This window comes from Halomonas sp. N3-2A (genome assembly GCF_002216165.1).
GTDB lineage: Bacteria > Pseudomonadota > Gammaproteobacteria > Pseudomonadales > Halomonadaceae > Vreelandella.
Map to the genome: position 1 here is coordinate 584,788 of NZ_CP022286.1, position 18,030 is coordinate 602,817.

Here is an 18,030-nt window from a genome sequence, read left to right on the forward strand (position 1 = left end):
GGCTTCTGCCCGCCGGGCAGCGGTTTAGCTGGTCAGCGGGTTTGGCTTGCTGGCATCAATGCCATACTTCTTCAGCGCCTCGCCGACGTGCTTGCGATCAAGCTCACCACGGTCTGCCAGCGCGCGTAGCGCCGCCACGGTGACGAAGTAGCGGTCTACTTCAAAGAAGTAGCGCAGCTTCTCGCGGGTGTCGGAACGGCCAAAGCCGTCCGTGCCCAGCACGGTGTACTCGCTCGGCACCCAGGCACGCACCTGGTCGGCGTAGAGCTTCATGTAGTCGGTGGAGGCAATCACTGGGCCGTCACGGCCTTCCAGGCACTTCGTCACGTGGGGCTTGTTGGCCTCGGCATCCGGGTTCAGGAAGCCTTCACGCTCCAGCAGCAGCGCTTCGCGGCGCAGCTCGTTAAAGCTGGTCACGCTCCAGATATCCGCGCCAATGCCCCAGTCGTTGGCCAACAGCTCCGCGGCGGCTTCGACTTCGCGCAGGATGGTGCCGGAGCCCATCAGTTGCACGCGGCCTTTGTCGCCCTGAGTTTCGTTGAGCAGGTACATGCCTTTGACGATATCGTCGGTGGGCACGTTCTCAAGCGCGGGGTGCTCGTAGTTTTCGTTCATCACCGTCAGGTAGTAGAAGCAGTTCTCTTTGTCGGAGAACATGCGCTTCAGACCATCCTGGAGGATGACCGCCACTTCGTGGGCGTAGGTCGGGTCGTAGCTGCGGCAGTTGGGGATGGTGGAAGCTTGAATCAAGCTGTGACCATCCTGGTGCTGCAGGCCTTCACCGTTGAGCGTGGTACGCCCGGCGGTGCCGCCGACCATAAAGCCGCGGGCTTGCAGGTCACCCGCCGCCCAGGCCAAGTCACCAATGCGCTGGAAGCCGAACATCGAGTAGTAGACGTAGAACGGCAGCAGGGTGACGTTGTTGTTGCTGTTGTCGCTATTGGCGGTAACGGTGGCCGTTGCCTTGTCGATGGTTAAAGCACCGTCCACAAAGGTCAGGTCGTAGTTGCCATCGGTGCCGCTGGCGGTGTGCGTGTAGGTACCGGCGTCGGTGCCGCTGCCGCCGGTGGTGGTTACGTCTGCCAGCACGCTGGCGTTTTCACCACCCACCAGGCCGGTGGCGGTAAAGCCGCTGACGTTCTGGCTGCCGCCGTTGTAGGTGGTCGTGTCGCTATTGGCGGTAACGGTGGCGCTAGCCTTGTCGATGGTCAGGGTGCCGTCCACAAAGGTCAGGTCGTAGTTGCCATCGGTGCCGCTGGCGGTGTGCGTGTAGGTACCGGCGTCGGTGCCGCTGCCGCCGGTGGTGGTTACGTCTGCCAGCACGCTGGCGTCTTCACCGCCGACCAGGCCGGTGGCGGTAAAGCCGCTGACGTTTTGCAGGCCGCCGCTGTAGGTGGTCGTGTCGCTATTGGCGGTAACGGTGGCGCTAGCCTTGTCGATGGTCAGGGTGCCATCATTCAGAATTAGGTCGTAACCTTGTTGGGAGGAGTACAGCCCTTCCAGCGCCACTGCATAACCCCCTGCATCGGTACCGCTGCCGGAGACGATACCCGTGCCGAGTATCAAGCTGGCATCGTGGGGAGCGTCTGCGTACCAGGTGCCGGGGCCGGTCTGGGTGGCGCCATTGTAGGTCACCGTGGCGTCATCTGCGTTCACATCAAGCGTGGTCAGAAAGGTGCGCAGCAGCGGGGTGGTATGGCCTTCGTAAAGGCGCCAGACGCTACCGGTGCCGCCTTCAGCGTCGATATCCGCGCCCCAACTGGCAAAGGTTGCCAGCTCTTGCAGTTCGGCGTGAGTTTTGCCGATCCCCGCACCCGCACCAGCCGCGTCGCTGTTCCAGAAGCTGTTGATAATGGTGCTCCAGTTCTCTCCCACCAAACCGCCGACACTGGCAGTGCCAGTAACGTCGCCGGTGGCATAGCTCTGGCTGATAGAGTCATCGTTGACTCCCACCAAGCCGCCGACATAGTAAGTGCCAGTGACGTTGCCAGTGGCATAGCTCTGGCTGATAGAGTCATCGTTCATTCCCACCAAGCCGCCGACATAGTTGACGCCAGTGACGTCGCCAGTGGCATAACTTTGGCTGATAGAGCCATTGTCGTTGATTCCCACTAGGCCGCCTACAGCTGCATTACCGCTCACGTCGCCAGTGGCATAGCTTTGGCTGATAGAGCCACTTCTGTTGACTCCCACTAGGCCGCCGATATAGGTGACGCCAGTTACGTTGCCAGTGGCATAGCTTTGGCTGATAGAGCCACGGTTATCTCCTACTAGGCTACCGGTGATGTCCCTCCCCGTGATATCCGCCGCGACCAAACCGATACCAGTCAGGCTGGCGGGTGCACTGGTGATGCCGAAGAGGCCAACGTTATGTTCCCTGGGCCGGTTGATGGTCAGGCCGTTAATCACCAGGCCCTGGCCATCGAGGCTGCCGGTGAATTGGTTACTGAAATCGCCAATGGGGTTGAAGCCTTCGCTTGCTGTGCCTACGTTGTTCCAGTGGGCGGTGCCACTGGCGTCGATGTCGTTGGTGAGTGCAGAGTGCTGTCCCAGCAGGGTGAGGGATGCCATGCCCTGTAAGCCGTAGATGTCAGTGAGCTGATAAGGGTCGGCACCGTTGCCGCTGCCCCCCTGCACGCGTAGGAAACTGGCGGTGGCTTCCTTAAGGCGGAAGTCGTTGGCGGTGAAGGTGGGCAGATTGGTGCTGTTCTGCACCCAATGGCCACTGGCCAGGTCAAACACGCTGTCGGCACCACCATTGATGTCGTCTGCGGTAATCGTGCCGCTGGTGTCGATGCGCAGGGTGCCGTTGTCCCAGCTGACACCGTGGGTCAGGGCGATGTCGCCGGTGGTGGTCACATTGCTGTCGTTGATCACGCGGGTGGTGATCAGGTCGTAGCCTTGCTGGTCGGAGTAGACATCGCTGAAGGCATCGGAGGTCGCCAGGTATTCCCCGGTATTGTCACTGCCGGTGAGGGTCAAGGTGCTGCCCGTACTCAAGGTGCCGGTACCAAACACATGGTGGGTGTCTGCGGTATTCCAGGCTTCCGTGTTCACGGCGGCAATATTACTCTGGTGCGTACCACTGCCATCATACTCTGGCCGCACGTCCAGCGGCGTAAGAAAGGTGCGCAGCAGCGGGGTGGTATGGCCTTCGTAAAGGCGCCAGACGCTACCGGTGCCGCCTTCGGCGTCGATGTCCGCGCCCCAACTGGCAAAGGTTGCCAGCTCTTGAAGCTCGGCGTGAGTTTTGCCGCTGGTGTTGGTCACCGTGCCACTATTACCGTCTCCTATACCGGCGCTGCCTCCCGCCGCGTCGCTGTTCCAGAAGCTGTTGTTAATGGTGCCCCTATGAACTCCCACCAGACCGCCGATAATGTTAGTGCCGCTCACATCGCCAGTGGCATAGCTCTGGCTGATAGAGCTATGGTTGAGTCCCACCAAGCCGCCGACATAGTAAGCGCCAGTGACGTCGCCGGTGGCATAGCTTTGGCTATTAGAGCTATTAGAGCTATTGTTGACTCCCACCAAGCCGCCGACATAGGTGAAGCCAGTGACGTCGCCAGTGGCATAGCTCTGGCTGATAGAGCTATTGTTGACTCCCACCAGGCCGCCGACATAATAGTTATCGCCAGTGACGTTACCAGTGGCATAGCTCTGGCTGATAGAGCTATTGTTGACTCCTACCAAGCCGCCGATAAAGGAGGTGCCAGTGACGTTGCCAGTGGCATAGCTCTGGCTGATAGAGCTTTGGTTGAATCCCACCAGACTGCCGGTGTAGTGCCCCCCCGTGATATCCGCCGCGACCAAACCGATACCGGTCAGGCTGGCGGGTGCTCTGGTGGCGCCGAAGAGGCCAACGCTATGTTCCCCGGGCCGGTTGATGGTCAGGCCGTTAATCACCAGGCTCTGGCCATCGAGGCTGCCGGTGAAGGGGGGGCCGCTGAAGGGGGGGCCGGAATAGCCAATGGGGAAGAAGCCTGCCCCAGCGTTCCAGCCAACGGTGCCACTGGCGTCGATGTTGCCCGTCAGTACGAAGTCATCGCTTAGCAGGGTGAGGGATGCCATGCCCTGTAAGCCGTAGATGTCAGTGAGCTGATAAGGGTCGGCACCGTTGCCGCTGCCCCCTTGCACGCGTAGGAAACTGGCGGTGGCTTCCTTAAGGCGGAAGTCGTTGGCGGTGAAGGTGGGCAGGTTGGCGCTGTTTTGTTGCCAGTGGCCGCTGGCCAGGTCAAAGACATCAACGTCGATAGCACCGGTGCTGGTGATATCTTTAGCGGCATCCAATACCAATGTACCGTTTTGCGCGGTAATGGACTGGTTGATGTTAATGTCGTTGTGGGCCTTCAGGGTGAGGGTGGTGGCGGTATTCCAGCTAACGGCGGCGTCTACATAGATGTCCCCGTTATCGCTGCCGGTGGCCACGGTTTGCAGGGTAACGTCAGTGTTGGCCAGATTGGCACTGAGGGTGTCCGCGCCAATGCCACTGTCGGTTTTCGAGTCACTACCGGTATTGATGTAGAAGTCGGTGGGGTCGATCAGCCATTCGCCGGTGTCGCCGTGGGCGGCGTGGGTCGTCACTTGTACCTCATCGGTGAAGCTAACCCTGGCCGCCGAGGTTTCGATAAAGCCGCCGTTGCCGCCATTCGGTGCCGAGGCATCCAGGGTGCCTGCTACTTCGACACGGCCACTGGTCATATCGCCCATCAGCATAATTTGACCATTCTCGCCGGTGGCCAGGGTGCGGGCCTGGGTAATGCCGGTGTGGTTGATCACGCTGGCGGTGAGGTCGTTGGCCGCTTTGGCAGTGAGGTAAACCAGGCCGCCGTCGGCGTGAATCGCACCGCCCTGTTCTATGTGGGTGGCCAGGCGCGCTTCTTCCACTTCAATCTTGACCGGGCCGCCCAGGTCGAGGGTGACACGGCTACCCGCGCCCATCAGGGTGCTGCCCTGGGGCGTTGCGATGCTGCCCGTGTTGATGATCTCGGCGGCGATCATCGCCACATGGCCCCCGGCAGCGCTGGTGATATTCCCGGCGTTGATGACCGCGTTGCCGCTGCTACCTTCGAAGGTGTAGTTGCCAGCCATGAAGTCTTCGGTGGAGATGTCCAGCGTGGAGGCGACCAGTGCCCCCACATCCACGCGTGCCGTTGAAGAGAAGTGTATGCCGTTGGGGTTGACCAAAAAGACCCGGCCATTAGCCTCTAGCGCACCGCGGACAGTGGATACTTCGCTACCGGTTACCCGGTTTAGGACGGCGGCATCCGCATTGGGCTGGTTAAAGTGAACGCGGTTGTGCTCACCAATGGAAAAACGCTCCCAGTTGATCGCCGTATGCTGGCTGGTTTGGTCAATGGTAAGCGTGTTGCCATGCGGGCTAAAGGCCGCATCACCGGCCACCACTGTACCGCCACTGGGTAGCTCGGCGTACGCATTGGAAGCGATGAACGAAAGCCCCAGGGTTGCCGCTGCCGGTATTGCGCCAATGGCCAAACGGCAAGTGCTACCCCGTGCTTTGATAGATGTTCCTACCTCCGAAATGGCTTGCCAAACACCCTTGCGATGGTTCCAGGCGATACGGTAACAACGATTCATAAACACGGCTTCCTGGTGACTCCCGTGGTTCATCATCGCTGTGTATGAAGAACAGGGATAACGGTGATGAGAGGTACTTATAAACTCCGCACCCATGTAGGCAGAATTTAAGCAGGTACTCCCGTCTATCGCTATCCCTGTAATTAGGTATATTGAGGTTAAAACCTGAATTAAGTCGGTGTGGCGATTGCCTGTTCAAGAATTGCCAAGCGCCCAGGCACCAAAGCATCCGCCACGGCGGTAATGCGTATCACGTTGGCAAGTTCTGGGTACGCCAGCCGTGCCACCAAAGCGCGTTCCGCCAACAGTTGCTGATGCACCGTCGCGGCAATGTCAGCGCTGGGTAGGCGAATGCCGATGAAGTTGGTGGCGTTGGGGAGTACGTCGGCACCCCTGGCCTTTGGCAAAATATCCTAAGGTGGAGTAGGTGTCTGCGGTGCTGGCGACGGTTTCTCCCTGTTCGTAGGTAGTGCGCAGAGCCAGGGCAATCAAGCCGTCAGCACCGGCATCTACTAACAGAGTTTCCAGCGCAATACCTTGCTGAGCACTCAAGTGTTGGCGCATACCCAGCGCTTCGGCATCGCCGTAGCAGTAAACGTGTTCGGCCAGGGCATCGCCAAAGTGTTCGCGCAGTGCGCGGTCGGGCATATCCAGGCCTTCATTAGAGCCCAGCCGATGGGGGGGGGCCTTGCCAATGCGGCGTTCTAATACTTTGATACCTGGGAGGGGGTTATGCGGGCCTTCGCCAGTTAAGTGCTTAGGATAACGGGGTGTGCTTTGGCAGGGCATGGTAAGTCCTAAAACAGTGTTAATGAATAACTTAAAACGTTTATTATGAACCAGTCATTGAGACATGCAGGGGTTAGAGTGCCAGCGTATCGCGTAAGTGCTTGAACAGCTTGCGCGAGCTGGTCGGTGGTTTACTTTGCTCACGCTCTTTACGCGCATTGCGTACCAGTTGTCGTATTGCCTGGCGATCAGCGTTAGGGTATTCCGCCATAAATAGATCGACAGCGCTGTCACCTTCTTCGACCAACCGATCGCGCCATTTTTCTAGCCGGTGAAAGGCATGATCGCGCTGCTCTTTTTCCTGCTCGATAGCGTCGAAGACACCCTGTATGGCAGTAAGGTCCTCTTTGCGGATAAGCTTGCCCACATATTGCATATGGCGACGGCGGCCTTCATGGGAGCGGATGCGCGAGGTTTCTTCTATGGCGCGTAACATGTCGTCAGAGAGCGGAAATTTTGCGCGCTCGGCAGGTTTCATCGCGATAAGCGTTTCGCCAAGCGCCTGAAGGGCATGCATTTCCCGCTTGAGCTGAGATTTACTGGGGCGCTCTTCTTGTTCATCAATATCGAAGGGCTCGGGGCGTTGCTTAGGCATACTAGAACTCACTAATTAGTTTCGTTTGCAGCATTATATCAGGCTGCGACCACAACATTGATCCGCCAATGCGATTCAGGCGAAAAGGAGGCCAAAATGGCACAAGCATTTGATGCAGCGGCCCAGCAGGTACTGTTAACCCAGCGTGCTGAAGAGGCGCTTGCGCTGGCAAAAAAATTAGGCGCAGATGCTGCTGAGGTAGGCGCTAGTGTAGATCAAGGTCTTGGGATAAGCGTGCGTCTTGGTGAAGTTGAAACTGTTGAGCTTTCACGTGATCAAGGGATTGCCATTACGCTATATGTTGGGCAGCGCAAGGGCAGCGCCTCGTCTACCGATGCCAGCAGCGCGTCAATTAAAGCCACGGTAGAGAAAGCCCTGGCAATTGCCCGTTATACGGGTGAGGATCCTGCCGCAGGGTTAGCAGATGCGTCGCTAATGGCAACTGACCTACCTGACCTTAAAGTGCATTATCCCTGGGCGTTGACGACCGATGAAGCAATCGATTTGGCGCTGGCATGTGAGCAAGCGGGGCGTGATGTAGCGGGAATTCATCAGTCGGAAGGCGCTTCGCTATCCAGTGGTGAGGGAGTGCGAGTTTACGCGAACAGCCACGGTTTCCTCGGCACCCAGAAAGGCAGCAGCCATTCACTTTCCTGTATGCTGATTGCACAGGATGAGAAGGGCATGCAGCGCGATTACGATTATACCTCGGCTCGTAATCCTGCCATGCTTCGAGATCCTGCGGAGGTTGGCCGCGAAGCGGCATTACGCACGCTACGTCGGTTAGGCGCTCAACGGCCGCCAACAGGCACCTTCCCAGTGCTGTTCGACCCATCACTTTCCAGCGGCTTGGTAGGTCACTTGATGGGGGCGTTGGCAGGTGGGGCGCTTTATCGCGAATCCTCTTTCTTATGTGATCGTTTAGGTAGCCCGCTATTCCCGAGCTGGTTTGGTTTGGAAGAACGGCCTATGGAGGTGGGGGCGACGGCTAGCTCGCCGTTTGATGCTGAAGGCGTTCAGACTCGCAACAATCGCTTTATTGATCAGGGTAGTGTGGCCAGCTATATGCTGTCTGCTTACAGTGCGCGGCGTTTAGGCATGCAATCGACAGGTAATGCAGGTGGGGCACGCAATTTACGTTTGTTAGCGCCGCTGACGCCCCGAGATGATTTGCTGAAGCAGATGGGGCGTGGCATTTGGGTGACTGAGCTAATGGGGCAGGGGGTTAACGGCGTGACTGGCGACTATTCGCGAGGCGCGGCAGGCTTCTGGGTAGAAAATGGCGAAATACAGCACCCTATCGAAGAATTCACTATTGCCAGTAATTTGAATAGCATGTTTGCTGGCTTGGTCGCCGTCGGTGATGACATCGATACCCGTGGCAGTATTCACACGGGTAGCTGGCTAATTGATGCAATGACCGTCGCTGGTAACTAACAACTGAGCTAACAGCTCAGTTAGCACGTTGGCTGACGCTGTTTTGCTGATGTTAGTGCTCTTCGTCAAAACGTGCGTCGAACAGCGCTTCAATCGCCTCTAGCGCTTGTTCGGCGTCGTCGCCTTCCGCATGAACTCTAAGTTCAGTGCCACAAGGGGCGGCCAGCATCAATAACGACATAATGTTGGCCGCGTCTGCCATTTGTTGTTGTTTGTAAACGTGAATGTTGGCAGAAAATTGTTGGCCACACTTGACGAGTTTTGTCGCTGCGCGAGCATGAAGGCCGCGCTGATTAGTGAGTGTTAAGGTTCTTTCTGGCACTCTGGTTCCTTTTAGCCGAGTGGGGTCGTGAAGAAAAGGCGTTGCTTATTGCGCGTCTGTTGAAGGCGCGGATGTGGAGGGCTGCTGCTCACTGAGGGTGTACTGCAGGCCTAGCTCACGATGACGGAGTTGAACCTCTCCCGCTTGTTTTACCAGCATTTGCGCCAGTTGTTCCACCATGAAGACAGAGCGGTGCTGCCCGCCGGTACAGCCAATCGCAATCGTCATATAACTGCGTTGGCTATTTTGGTAAGCGGGTAGCCACTTTTCCAGCCATGTCTGGATATCATTGCGCATTTCTTCTACGACAGGATATCCCTTCAGAAAGTGGATGATATTGGCATCACGGCCAGTGTATTGGCGCAGTGTAGGATCCCAGTACGGATTTGGTAGGCAGCGCACGTCAAAGACGAGATCTGCGTCAAGTGGGACGCCCCGTTTATAGCCAAATGACTCTAGTGTCAGCGTTAATCTATCTTCACGCTGTTGGGCAACCTGATCCGTTATCCGGCGGCGCAGGTCATGAACCGACAGACGCGATGTGTCGATCATCAGGTCAGCCAGATCACGGATGTCGAGCAGGGTTTCTTCTTCTTTATTGATGGCCTCTTCAAGCGTCATGTCACTATCACGCGTAAGAGGGTGGCGACGACGCGTGGCTGAGTATCGCTCAAGAAGAATTCGCGCATCGGTGGTTAGATAGATAACCTGGAAGTGAATGCTTTTCTGGCGCAAAGATTCAAGCATTTTTGGCAGTTGCTTTAATGCAGCAGGTAAATTGCGCGCATCGATACTTACCGCTAGTTGGGGGCGTGCCCCTTGCTCACGAAGCTCATCCACCAGGGAGCTGAGTAGCATGGCGGGCAGGTTATCGATGGCACAATAGCCAAGATCTTCTAACGCTTGTAAGGCGATAGATTTACCGGACCCTGAACGGCCGCTAATGATCACCAATTGCATAGAGTTTCTCTTGGCATGCCAATAAAAATGGAGGTAAACGTTGGACTTAGTAGGCAGTGTCTAGCGGTGGACCCTTTAGCTAACAGGCTGTTCACGAATTTTTGCTGTTATAAGGTCCAATAGCTCACGTTGGCTAGCCGCTCTACGAAGCTGCTGACGTGTGTCAACGCTGTTCATGATAGACGCCACTTGCCCTAATAAGGCTAAGTGCGTGTCGTCCGCCTCTTCGGGTACTAAAAGTACGAAAACAAGGTCGACGGGATCGCCATCAATAGCATCGAAATCTACAGGCTCGGCTAACTTTAAAAAACCAGCGATAGGCGAGCTGCAGTGAGGGCTACGGGCGTGAGGAATGGCAACGCCGTTGCCTATTCCAGTGCTACCCAAACGCTCACGACCAATCAGGCGGCTGAAGACTTCTTGGCTATCTAGGCTTGGCGTGTTTTGCGCAATAAAGGTGCTGAAAAATTCCAGCACCCTTTTTTTGCTGCCCCCGGGGACGTCATACAGCACGCGCTCCGGGGGAAGTATGGTTTCCAACGTCATTGAGTTAACGCACGCCAGCGCCTTGGGCGCGAGCTTGTGCTTTTTCCTTGTGTTTAACGAGTTGACGGTCAATTTTGTCCGCTAGTGCATCAATCGCAGCATACATATCATTGTCTAATGCTTCTGCGTGTAGATCGGCTCCTGCAGCATGCAGGGTGCAGGCAGCTTGCTGACGCTCCTTTTCAACAGATAAGGTTACTTGTACGGTGGTGATGTTGTCATAATGGCGCTCAACGCGTTCCAGCTTCTCATTTACATAGTCACGCAAGGCGTCAGTCAGATCTACGTGATGACCAGTGATATTTACTTGCATTGACGTGCTCCTTATCCATCGGACTGTTCTTCGATTGTAACCCTTTTTGCGCTATTGCAAAGCCCCTAGACAGACTTTGTCTCGTTAGCACTGTTTTATTAGCGTAAACGGCGGCGCTCGCTTGAAGAGGGAATGCCCATCGACTCGCGATATTTGGCCACCGTTCGCCTTGCTACATTAATGCCACCCTCTTCCAATAGCGCCACGAGGCGGCTGTCTGAGAGCGGTTTGCCGGGCGGTTCATCTTGCACCAGTTTTTTGATTCGAGCCCGGATGGCGGTGCTGGAATGACTGTCGCCGCCGTCCTGGCCACTTACTTGGCTGGAAAAGAAGTATTTGAGTTCGAACACACCGCGCGGGGTATGGATATATTTCTGGGTGGTGACCCTGGAAATAGTAGATTCATGCATTTCAACGGCGTCTGCGATGTCGGCTAAAATCAGCGGTTTCATGGCTTCTTCACCGTGTTCCAGAAAGCCTATTTGGCGCGCTATGATTTCTCGGCCCACCCGCAGTAGCGTATCATTTCGACTTGAAAGGCTCTTGATGAGCCAGCGCGCTTCCTGGAGATGCTCTTTTAAAAACTGGTTATCTTGGCTCTTGTCAGCCCGTTTGATGAGGCTTGCGTAGTCAGGTTGAATGCGCAAGCGCGGCAGTGCCTCTGGGTTTAGCTCCAGGTGCCATCCTTCGTGGTCATGGCGGACGACTAAATCTGGCGTTACATAGCTGTCATCTGTGTCGCCAAAGGCACTTCCTGGGCGAGGATCAAGGCTGCGGATCAAGCGAATGACGTCATCAAGCTGCTCATCATCCAGGCTTAACCGCCGCTTTAGCAAACGCACATCATCCTTACCGAGCGCTTCAAGAAATTGACGCACTAGCCGCTTGGCAGGCATCAGCAGCGGTGTATCTTCGGGTAGTGAGGCGAGCTGCAGCATTAAGCACTCCCGCAGGTCGCGCGCAAATACACCGGTGGGCTCAAACTGTTGAAGGCGCAGCAAGGTTGTTTCAACTTCACGCTGGCTAAGGCCTTCATGCCCTTGGGCTTTAAGTCCTTCGCGAATGTCATTGAGAGGCTGGGTTAGGTAGCCGTTGGCATCCAGTGCATCGATGAGGCTTTCAGCAATGGCATGGTCGCGTGGTGAAAAATCTGTCATGGCGAGTTGCCAAAGTAAGTGGCCATGCAAACTTTGACCCGCGGCTTGACGCTCAAAGTCAGGCCCCTCGCTGCTGGTGCCATGGCTGCCTAGGTCTTGATAAGTGTCTGACCAGTCACTGTCAGTAGAGAGTTCATTAGGAATGCTTTCGGACCATTCAGCTTCCTGGGGTTCACTAACGGCCTGTTCGCCGAACTCATCTTCCTGCTCAAGCATTGGATTGGCATCAAGTGCTTGCTGAATTTCTTGACGGAGGTCCAGCGTTGATAGCTGTAACAGGGCGATGGCCTGCTGCAGCTGAGGTGTCATGGTCAGCTGTGTACCGATACGCAATTGAAGAGAAGCTTTCATGACCATCTGAGAACCACTCGTTAATCAGAAAGCTCCACCCTAGTGCGAGTTATGGCTTGGTGCAAGTGCAATAACTATGCCACCACTACTATTTTTTCTGCAGGTGGCTGTTTACAGGCGGAAATCAGCCCCCAAATAAACGTCTCTTACCCGCTGGTTGTTGAGAATTTCCTGAGGGGGGCCACTGGCGATGATATGACCGTCACCTACAATGTAGGCAATATCGCAAATATCTAGTGTTTCCCTGACGTTATGATCAGTGATCAGCACGCCGATATGGCGTTTTTTGAGGGCTCGAATGATCGTTTTAATATCACCCACTGAGATCGGGTCAACGCCGGCAAATGGCTCATCAAGCAGAATAAAGGCCGGCTCTGTCGCGAGGGAGCGTGCGATCTCAACACGTCTACGCTCTCCGCCCGAAAGACTCATGCCGAAGTTGTCACGAATGTGCGTGATGTGGAAATCTTCCAGTAGCGACTCAAGGCGCTGCTCCCGGGCGTTACGATCGAGTTCTTTACGAGTTTCCAAGATTGCCATGATGTTGTCGGCGACAGAAAGTTTGCGAAAAATAGAGGCTTCCTGAGGCAAGTAGCCAATACCTGCCATTGCACGTTCGTGCATGGGGGCATGGGTTAAATCAAGCTCGTCAATGCCAACCTTTCCCGCATCAGACTTTACCAAGCCGACAATCATATAAAACGATGTCGTTTTGCCAGCGCCATTGGGGCCTAGCAGCCCTACCACGCTGCCTTGAGATATCTCTAGGTTAATATCTTTAACGACACGGCGGCGTTTATAGCTTTTGGCTAGGTGGCGAGCATAAAGGGTTTTTATCGGCGCTGATTCTGAGGCTGTGGTTTGAGGTGCAGGCTCTGCGTTATTTGTCGCCACTGGACACTCCTATTGTTCCGGCTGAAGAGTCATGCGGATACGTTGTGGTTCACTACCACTAACATCAGAACGCGCCTGAACCACACCTTGGTCGATAAAATACTCTAAGCGTCCACCTTCAAAGCGATCTGCTTGCTGGGTCAGTTCCGCTTGGTCAATGAGCTCTACCCGACGCTCGGCAACATGATAAATAATGCGCTTTGCCCAGCCTTCCATTGGGCTAGCTTGGTCTTCGAGCTGGTTGCGTATATAGGCTCGTCCACCGGTTGCAACGGCGCGCGATAGCTCGCCAGCATCGTTGCGCTGAATCTCAACGCGATCTCCGCGCAGTTGCATATTGCCCTGCCGAATATCGACGTTGCCTGAATACACAGCAGTGCCTGCGCGTTGATCGAGATCTAAACGGTCAGCCTCTACTTCTACGGGGGCTTGGCTTTGTGCCATGACCGGTAGCGCTGCCGCTGAAATGGGTAGTGCAATGACGAAGAGTGCCGTGCGAATAAGAGCGTTCATCGCGACTCCTACTGAGAACGAGTGGCAGGCGGGTGAACGCCGCGCACGTTATTGGTTAAGCGGATCTGGCTATCATCCAGCCATACATCCATGCGTGAAGCGCCAATGCGCTGGGGCGGTTGCTGAAGTATGGTTTCGGCATCGCTCCAAGCATGACGGGTGGTGCCATCATAATGTAATAACTCTGTATTCAGCTGCCAGCCCTCGTCGGGTGCAAGTAATTGGGCTGAGCCAGCTAGCGTGAGCACCTGCGTGTCAGTATTTAGGGTGCCGGTCTTCGCCGTCGCTAGCCATTGACGCTCTTCGCTATCGAATAGTGTTGCCCTGGGGGAGAAGACATCTGTCATCGCCGTTTGAGGGGTATGGACTAAGCGCGGCGTCGTCAGCGACTGCTGGATGGCACCGGTGTCACCAAACAGAGTGATTTCTGCATTCTCTAATACATGGCCGGGCTCTTGAGCGCGAGCCTCAGCGTCGATTGATTGGTCTTGAGGGCCGCGTGGATCCAACCATACCAGTATGCCACCTAAGGCAAGCACCATGATGGTTATCCAAATGCGTTTTTTAACCCAAAAGCGCATTACGATTGGCCGTGCAGGTACGTATCTAAAACAGCATCCCAATGGCCTTGAGACATCAATAAAGTGTCGCAGATTTCACGCACAGCGCCGTGGCCACCAAGCCGGTCGGTGATCCAGTCAGCGTGGGTATGCATATAATCAGGAGCATTAGGGACGGTGATGCCTACGCCAGAACGTTTCATTGGAGCAAGGTCGGGTAGGTCGTCACCACAATAAGCAACCTGCTCAAGCGTAATATCTAGGCGTTGGCAAAGCGCGCGTAGCGTAGTGAGTTTATCCTCGCACCCTTGATACACATGGGTAATGCCTAACGACGCAGCACGTTGGCTGACCATGGGAGAATCACGCCCAGTAATTAAGGCAACATGGATTCCGACGCGCTTCAAAAGTTTGAGGCCGTGGCCATCTTGGGTATGAAACGCTTTGATTTCGATACCGTCAGCTTGGAAATAGAGGCGGCCATCGGTAAGTACGCCGTCAACGTCAATGGCAAGCAATTTTACGCGACGAATCCGGTCTTGTAGAGCGTCAGGTAGGGCCATGAAGCCTCCGTATTATTAATGTCTGAAAGGAATGATTAAATGACACCGCTAGCAAGTAAGTCATGCATATGCAGCGCGCCAATGGGGCGCTGCTGATCATCCACGACCGCCAGTGCGGTGATTCGACTGTCTTCCATGATGCGTACCGCTTCAGCTGCTAACACATCGGGACCGATACGTTTTCCAGGGCGTGTCATCACATCATCAACTAGGACGTCACGTAGGTCATGAAACTGATCCAGCGTTCGGCGTAAGTCACCGTCGGTATAAACGCCGGCAAGGCGTCCTTCGCTATCGACGACGCAGGTAAAGCCCAGCCCTTGGCGAGTAATTTCCAACAGTGCGTCCCGTAGCGGGCTGCCTAATGCTACTTGGGGGAGGCGTGATCCGTTGTGCATTAAATCCTTTACACGCAAAAGTAGGCGTTTGCCGAGGCTTCCACCTGGGTGTGAGAGCGCAAAATCTTCCGCGGTGAAGCCACGTGCTTCTAATAATGCCACGGCTAAGGCATCACCTAAGGCAAGTGCCGCAGTGGTTGAACTAGTCGGCGCTAAGTCGAGAGGGCAGGCTTCGCGTTCAACGCCGCTATTAAGGTGAGCATCGGCGTGTTTGGCTAATGTGGACCCCGGGCGTCCCGTCATGCTGACAAGGGGGGTTCCTAGGCGTTTCAACAGCGGAAGCAGCGCGGTGACCTCTGCGGTTTCGCCAGAGTTCGAGAGGGCTAGCACAACATCTGCGCGGGTGATCATACCGAGATCGCCGTGACTGGCTTCACCTGGGTGTACAAAAAAAGCAGGCGTACCGGTGCTTGCCAGCGTTGCAGCTAGCTTGCCCGCAATGTGGCCGGACTTACCCATGCCGGTTACCACTACGCGGCCCTGGCAGGCAAGGATAAGTTCACAAGCGTGGTCAAAACTCTCATCAAGCTTTGCCTGAAGCCCACCGATAGCGGCTTGCTCAATTTGCAGTGTGCGCAGCGCACTTTCACGCAGTGGGCTAGGTGTCGATAGTGGCTGGCGCATGAGGGCATCTCTTTTCATAAGCGGTCAAAAGTAGGTCGCTAAGAATAACATCTTGGCGCGGTTTGTAGGTAAGGCGCGTATCCTACTCCTCAGTGCGGTTGCAATGAGCGCATCTGTTACTGTGAGTAGCGTTCAGTTACGATGTTCGATAATATTTCGAAAACACTGTTTTTTAAACTGTCTGTGCTTTTAAACTAGCTGTTTTTTTGAATTATTTGTTTTTAACTAACTCATGCGTAGCCAGCATATACTATTGCTGCTGCGGCAAGACGACCATCAAGGCCAGCCAGCCCATGACCGATGCTCCCTTCATCGAAATTGAAGATTTGTACTTCTCGCGGGGTGATCATGATATTTTTCGCGGCATCAATATGACGATTTCGCGTGGCCAGGTAACGGCCATCATGGGGCCAAGCGGCACCGGCAAGACGACCCTTTTAAAGCTAATTGGTGGGCAATTAACGCCTGACCGGGGGCGAGTGCTAATCGATGGTCAAGATGTCCATCGCCTATCGCGTAAGGCCTTGTTTACGCTGCGTAAGCGTATGGGTATGTTATTTCAGAGCGGCGCACTGTTTTCGGATCTTGATGTATTTGAAAACGTAGCGTTTCCGCTTCGGGTGCATACTGACTTGCCTGACCCTATGATACGCGATCTAGTACTTCTTAAGTTACAGGCAGTGGGTTTGCGCGGGGCTAGGCACTTGTCGCCTGCTGAGCTTTCGGGGGGGATGGCAAGGCGTGTGGCATTGGCACGGGCGGTAGCGCTTGACCCAGAGTTAATCCTTTATGATGAGCCTTTTGTCGGGCAAGACCCCATTTCTATGGGGGTGCTTGTACAGCTAATTAAGCGGCTGAATCAGGCACTGTCGCTTACGTCAGTGATCGTTTCGCACGATATCAAAGAGACCCTCAGCATTGCGGATTATCTGTACCTCATTGCCGATGGGCAGGTGGTAGCCTCTGGCACGCCAAGTACCTTAGATACGAACCAAGATCCCCGAGTAAGCCAGTTTATTCATGGTGAGCCAGATGGGCCGGTGCCGTTTCACTATCCCGCTGAGACGCTTTACCGCGATATTCTAGGCCAAGCCTCCGCAGGGAAGGTGCGTTAAATGCAATCAAATATTAAACATGCTATTTCGCATGTTGCTCGGCTGGGGCAAAAAGGGTGTGATGCCTTAGAGTCGTTAGGGCGCGCAGGTGTCTTTCTTGCTCAGTCGGCTGTAGGGGTGCCTTCTCGGGAAGGGTGGTCGCTGTGGCTGCGCCAAGTGCACTTTGTCGGTGTACTGTCTCTGGCTATTGTGCTGGTGTCAGGGCTGTTTATAGGCATGGTGCTTGCGCTACAGGGGTATACCATTTTGGTTGACTTTGGGGCAGAGCAGGCGCTTGGCCAGATGGTTGCTCTTTCGCTTCTTCGAGAGTTGGCGCCGGTGGTTGCTGCGCTACTGTTTGCTGGGCGCGCGGGCTCTGCGTTGACGGCGGAAATTGGCCTGATGAAGGCGACTGAGCAGTTAACCAGCATGGAAATGATTGGCGTTGACCCACTGCGCCGGGTTGTGGCGCCAAGGCTGTGGGCAGGTTTTATTGCGCTACCCATTCTGACCGTTGGTTTTAGCGTGGTGGGGATTTGGGGTGGCTATCTGGTTGGTGTGGAATGGCTGGGGGTTTTTGAAGGCTCTTACTGGAGCAATATGCAGGCTAGTGTTTCGTTTGTTGATGATATCGGTAATGGAATCATCAAAAGCCTTGTATTTGCAGTGGTCGTCACCTGGATTGCGGTGTTCCAAGGGTATGACTTAGTGCCTACCTCTGAAGGTATTTCACGTGCGACAACACGCACGGTGGTGTATTCATCGCTTGCTGTTTTGGGGCTGGATTTTGTATTGACCGCCGTGATGTTTGGCGGCCTTTAATGGGTGGAGCAATAACATGAAGCGCAGTAAAACCATGGAGTTTGGCGTTGGTCTGTTTATGCTTGCGGGCATTCTGGGGCTTGTTTTTTTGGGCTTGCGCGTAAGCGGTATGACGCTTTCAACATCGTCCGACACGTTTCGTCTTGAGGCCAGTTTTTCCAATATTGGCAGCCTGAAACCACGTGCGCGAGTCACCATGGCCGGTGTTACTGTGGGGCGGGTAGAGGCCATTGAGCTTGATACCGAGTGGTATGATGCGCGGGTGGTGTTGAGCCTCGATAGCGACCTTGAAGGTCAGCTTTCGCAAGATACTACTGCGGCTATTTTGACGGCTGGGCTGCTCGGTGAGCAGTATATTGGCCTGAGCGTTGGCGGCGCTCCTGAAGTGCTTGAAGAGGGGGATGTTATTCGAGACACCCAGTCTGCCTTGGTGCTCGAAGAACTTATCCAGCAATTTGTATCCAATATGGTTACTAACTAAGCAGCGTGGGTGCTGT

The 18,030-nt window shown here is 55.1% G+C and carries 16 protein-coding genes and 2 pseudogenes; 4 read left to right on the plus strand and 14 right to left on the minus strand.

The window, feature by feature from the left end; translation table 11 throughout:
* Positions 1-24: 24 nt before the first annotated feature.
* From CEK60_RS22605 to yjgA, 4 genes and pseudogenes are all read right to left on the minus strand, one after another.
* Positions 25-1,224: a transketolase-like TK C-terminal-containing protein gene (locus tag CEK60_RS22605; protein ID WP_446718660.1), complete on the minus strand. Its 1,200-nt coding sequence runs from the start codon at positions 1,222-1,224 to the stop codon at positions 25-27.
* Positions 1,219-5,691: pseudogene (locus CEK60_RS02570) on the minus strand (two-partner secretion domain-containing protein); the annotation flags it as partial. The gene CEK60_RS22605 and the pseudogene CEK60_RS02570, both read right to left, overlap by 6 nt.
* A gap of 74 nt (positions 5,692-5,765) precedes the next feature.
* Positions 5,766-6,384: pseudogene (locus CEK60_RS02575) on the minus strand (hypothetical protein).
* A 73-nt stretch (positions 6,385-6,457) separates the two neighbouring features.
* Entirely contained in the window at positions 6,458-6,979 is a 522-nt protein-coding gene (gene yjgA / locus CEK60_RS02580) for a ribosome biogenesis factor YjgA (RefSeq protein WP_089037693.1), read from the minus strand.
* Between the two features lie 96 nt (positions 6,980-7,075).
* On the opposite strand from yjgA, the gene pmbA reads away from it, so the two are divergent.
* Complete coding sequence (gene pmbA, locus CEK60_RS02585; protein WP_089037694.1) at positions 7,076-8,416, plus strand: metalloprotease PmbA; 1,341 nt, start codon at positions 7,076-7,078, stop codon at positions 8,414-8,416.
* A 52-nt stretch (positions 8,417-8,468) separates the two neighbouring features.
* Here the strand turns inward: pmbA and CEK60_RS02590 are convergent, their stop codons facing one another.
* The 10 genes from CEK60_RS02590 to CEK60_RS02635 all read right to left on the minus strand — a co-directional run bounded on the left by CEK60_RS02590 (position 8,469) and on the right by CEK60_RS02635 (position 15,617).
* Entirely contained in the window at positions 8,469-8,738 is a 270-nt protein-coding gene (locus CEK60_RS02590) for an HPr family phosphocarrier protein (RefSeq protein ID WP_089037695.1), read from the minus strand.
* Positions 8,739-8,783: 45 nt separating this feature from the next.
* A complete protein-coding gene (gene rapZ / locus CEK60_RS02595; protein WP_089037696.1) occupies positions 8,784-9,698 on the minus strand; it encodes an RNase adapter RapZ in 915 nt (304 codons plus the stop codon).
* Positions 9,699-9,773: 75 nt separating this feature from the next.
* Positions 9,774-10,244, minus strand: coding sequence for a PTS IIA-like nitrogen regulatory protein PtsN (gene ptsN / locus CEK60_RS02600; RefSeq protein ID WP_089037697.1), 471 nt, complete (start codon positions 10,242-10,244; stop codon positions 9,774-9,776).
* 4 nt (positions 10,245-10,248) lie between these two features.
* Positions 10,249-10,557: a ribosome hibernation-promoting factor, HPF/YfiA family gene (hpf, locus tag CEK60_RS02605; protein ID WP_009721972.1), complete on the minus strand. Its 309-nt coding sequence runs from the start codon at positions 10,555-10,557 to the stop codon at positions 10,249-10,251.
* 98 nt (positions 10,558-10,655) lie between these two features.
* Positions 10,656-12,071 carry an RNA polymerase factor sigma-54 gene (locus CEK60_RS02610; protein WP_089037698.1) on the minus strand — a complete coding sequence of 472 codons (1,416 nt, stop codon included), beginning with the start codon at positions 12,069-12,071 and terminating at the stop codon, positions 10,656-10,658.
* Between the two features lie 105 nt (positions 12,072-12,176).
* Positions 12,177-12,902: an LPS export ABC transporter ATP-binding protein gene (lptB, locus tag CEK60_RS02615; RefSeq protein WP_089040829.1), complete on the minus strand. Its 726-nt coding sequence runs from the start codon at positions 12,900-12,902 to the stop codon at positions 12,177-12,179.
* Between the two features lie 66 nt (positions 12,903-12,968).
* A complete protein-coding gene (lptA, locus tag CEK60_RS02620) occupies positions 12,969-13,472 on the minus strand; it encodes a lipopolysaccharide transport periplasmic protein LptA (protein WP_089037699.1) in 504 nt (167 codons plus the stop codon).
* 8 nt (positions 13,473-13,480) lie between these two features.
* A complete protein-coding gene (lptC, locus tag CEK60_RS02625; RefSeq protein WP_198361449.1) occupies positions 13,481-14,053 on the minus strand; it encodes an LPS export ABC transporter periplasmic protein LptC in 573 nt (190 codons plus the stop codon).
* Positions 14,053-14,595 carry a KdsC family phosphatase gene (locus CEK60_RS02630; protein ID WP_089037700.1) on the minus strand — a complete coding sequence of 181 codons (543 nt, stop codon included), beginning with the start codon at positions 14,593-14,595 and terminating at the stop codon, positions 14,053-14,055. The genes lptC and CEK60_RS02630 overlap by 1 nt, the downstream gene beginning before the upstream one ends.
* Before the next feature lie 35 nt (positions 14,596-14,630).
* Positions 14,631-15,617 carry a KpsF/GutQ family sugar-phosphate isomerase gene (locus CEK60_RS02635; protein ID WP_083005806.1) on the minus strand — a complete coding sequence of 329 codons (987 nt, stop codon included), beginning with the start codon at positions 15,615-15,617 and terminating at the stop codon, positions 14,631-14,633.
* 293 nt (positions 15,618-15,910) lie between these two features.
* On the opposite strand from CEK60_RS02635, the gene CEK60_RS02640 reads away from it, so the two are divergent.
* From CEK60_RS02640 to mlaD, 3 genes are read left to right on the plus strand one after another with little or no spacing between them, the layout of a single operon-like run.
* Positions 15,911-16,732 (plus strand): ABC transporter ATP-binding protein, encoded by an 822-nt coding sequence (locus CEK60_RS02640; RefSeq protein ID WP_089037701.1) that lies wholly within the window; start codon positions 15,911-15,913, stop codon positions 16,730-16,732.
* Positions 16,733-17,533: a lipid asymmetry maintenance ABC transporter permease subunit MlaE gene (gene mlaE, locus CEK60_RS02645; RefSeq protein WP_089037702.1), complete on the plus strand. Its 801-nt coding sequence runs from the start codon at positions 16,733-16,735 to the stop codon at positions 17,531-17,533.
* A gap of 16 nt (positions 17,534-17,549) precedes the next feature.
* Complete coding sequence (gene mlaD / locus CEK60_RS02650) at positions 17,550-18,014, plus strand: outer membrane lipid asymmetry maintenance protein MlaD (RefSeq protein WP_038485491.1); 465 nt, start codon at positions 17,550-17,552, stop codon at positions 18,012-18,014.
* The last annotated feature ends 16 nt before the right edge of the window (positions 18,015-18,030 follow it).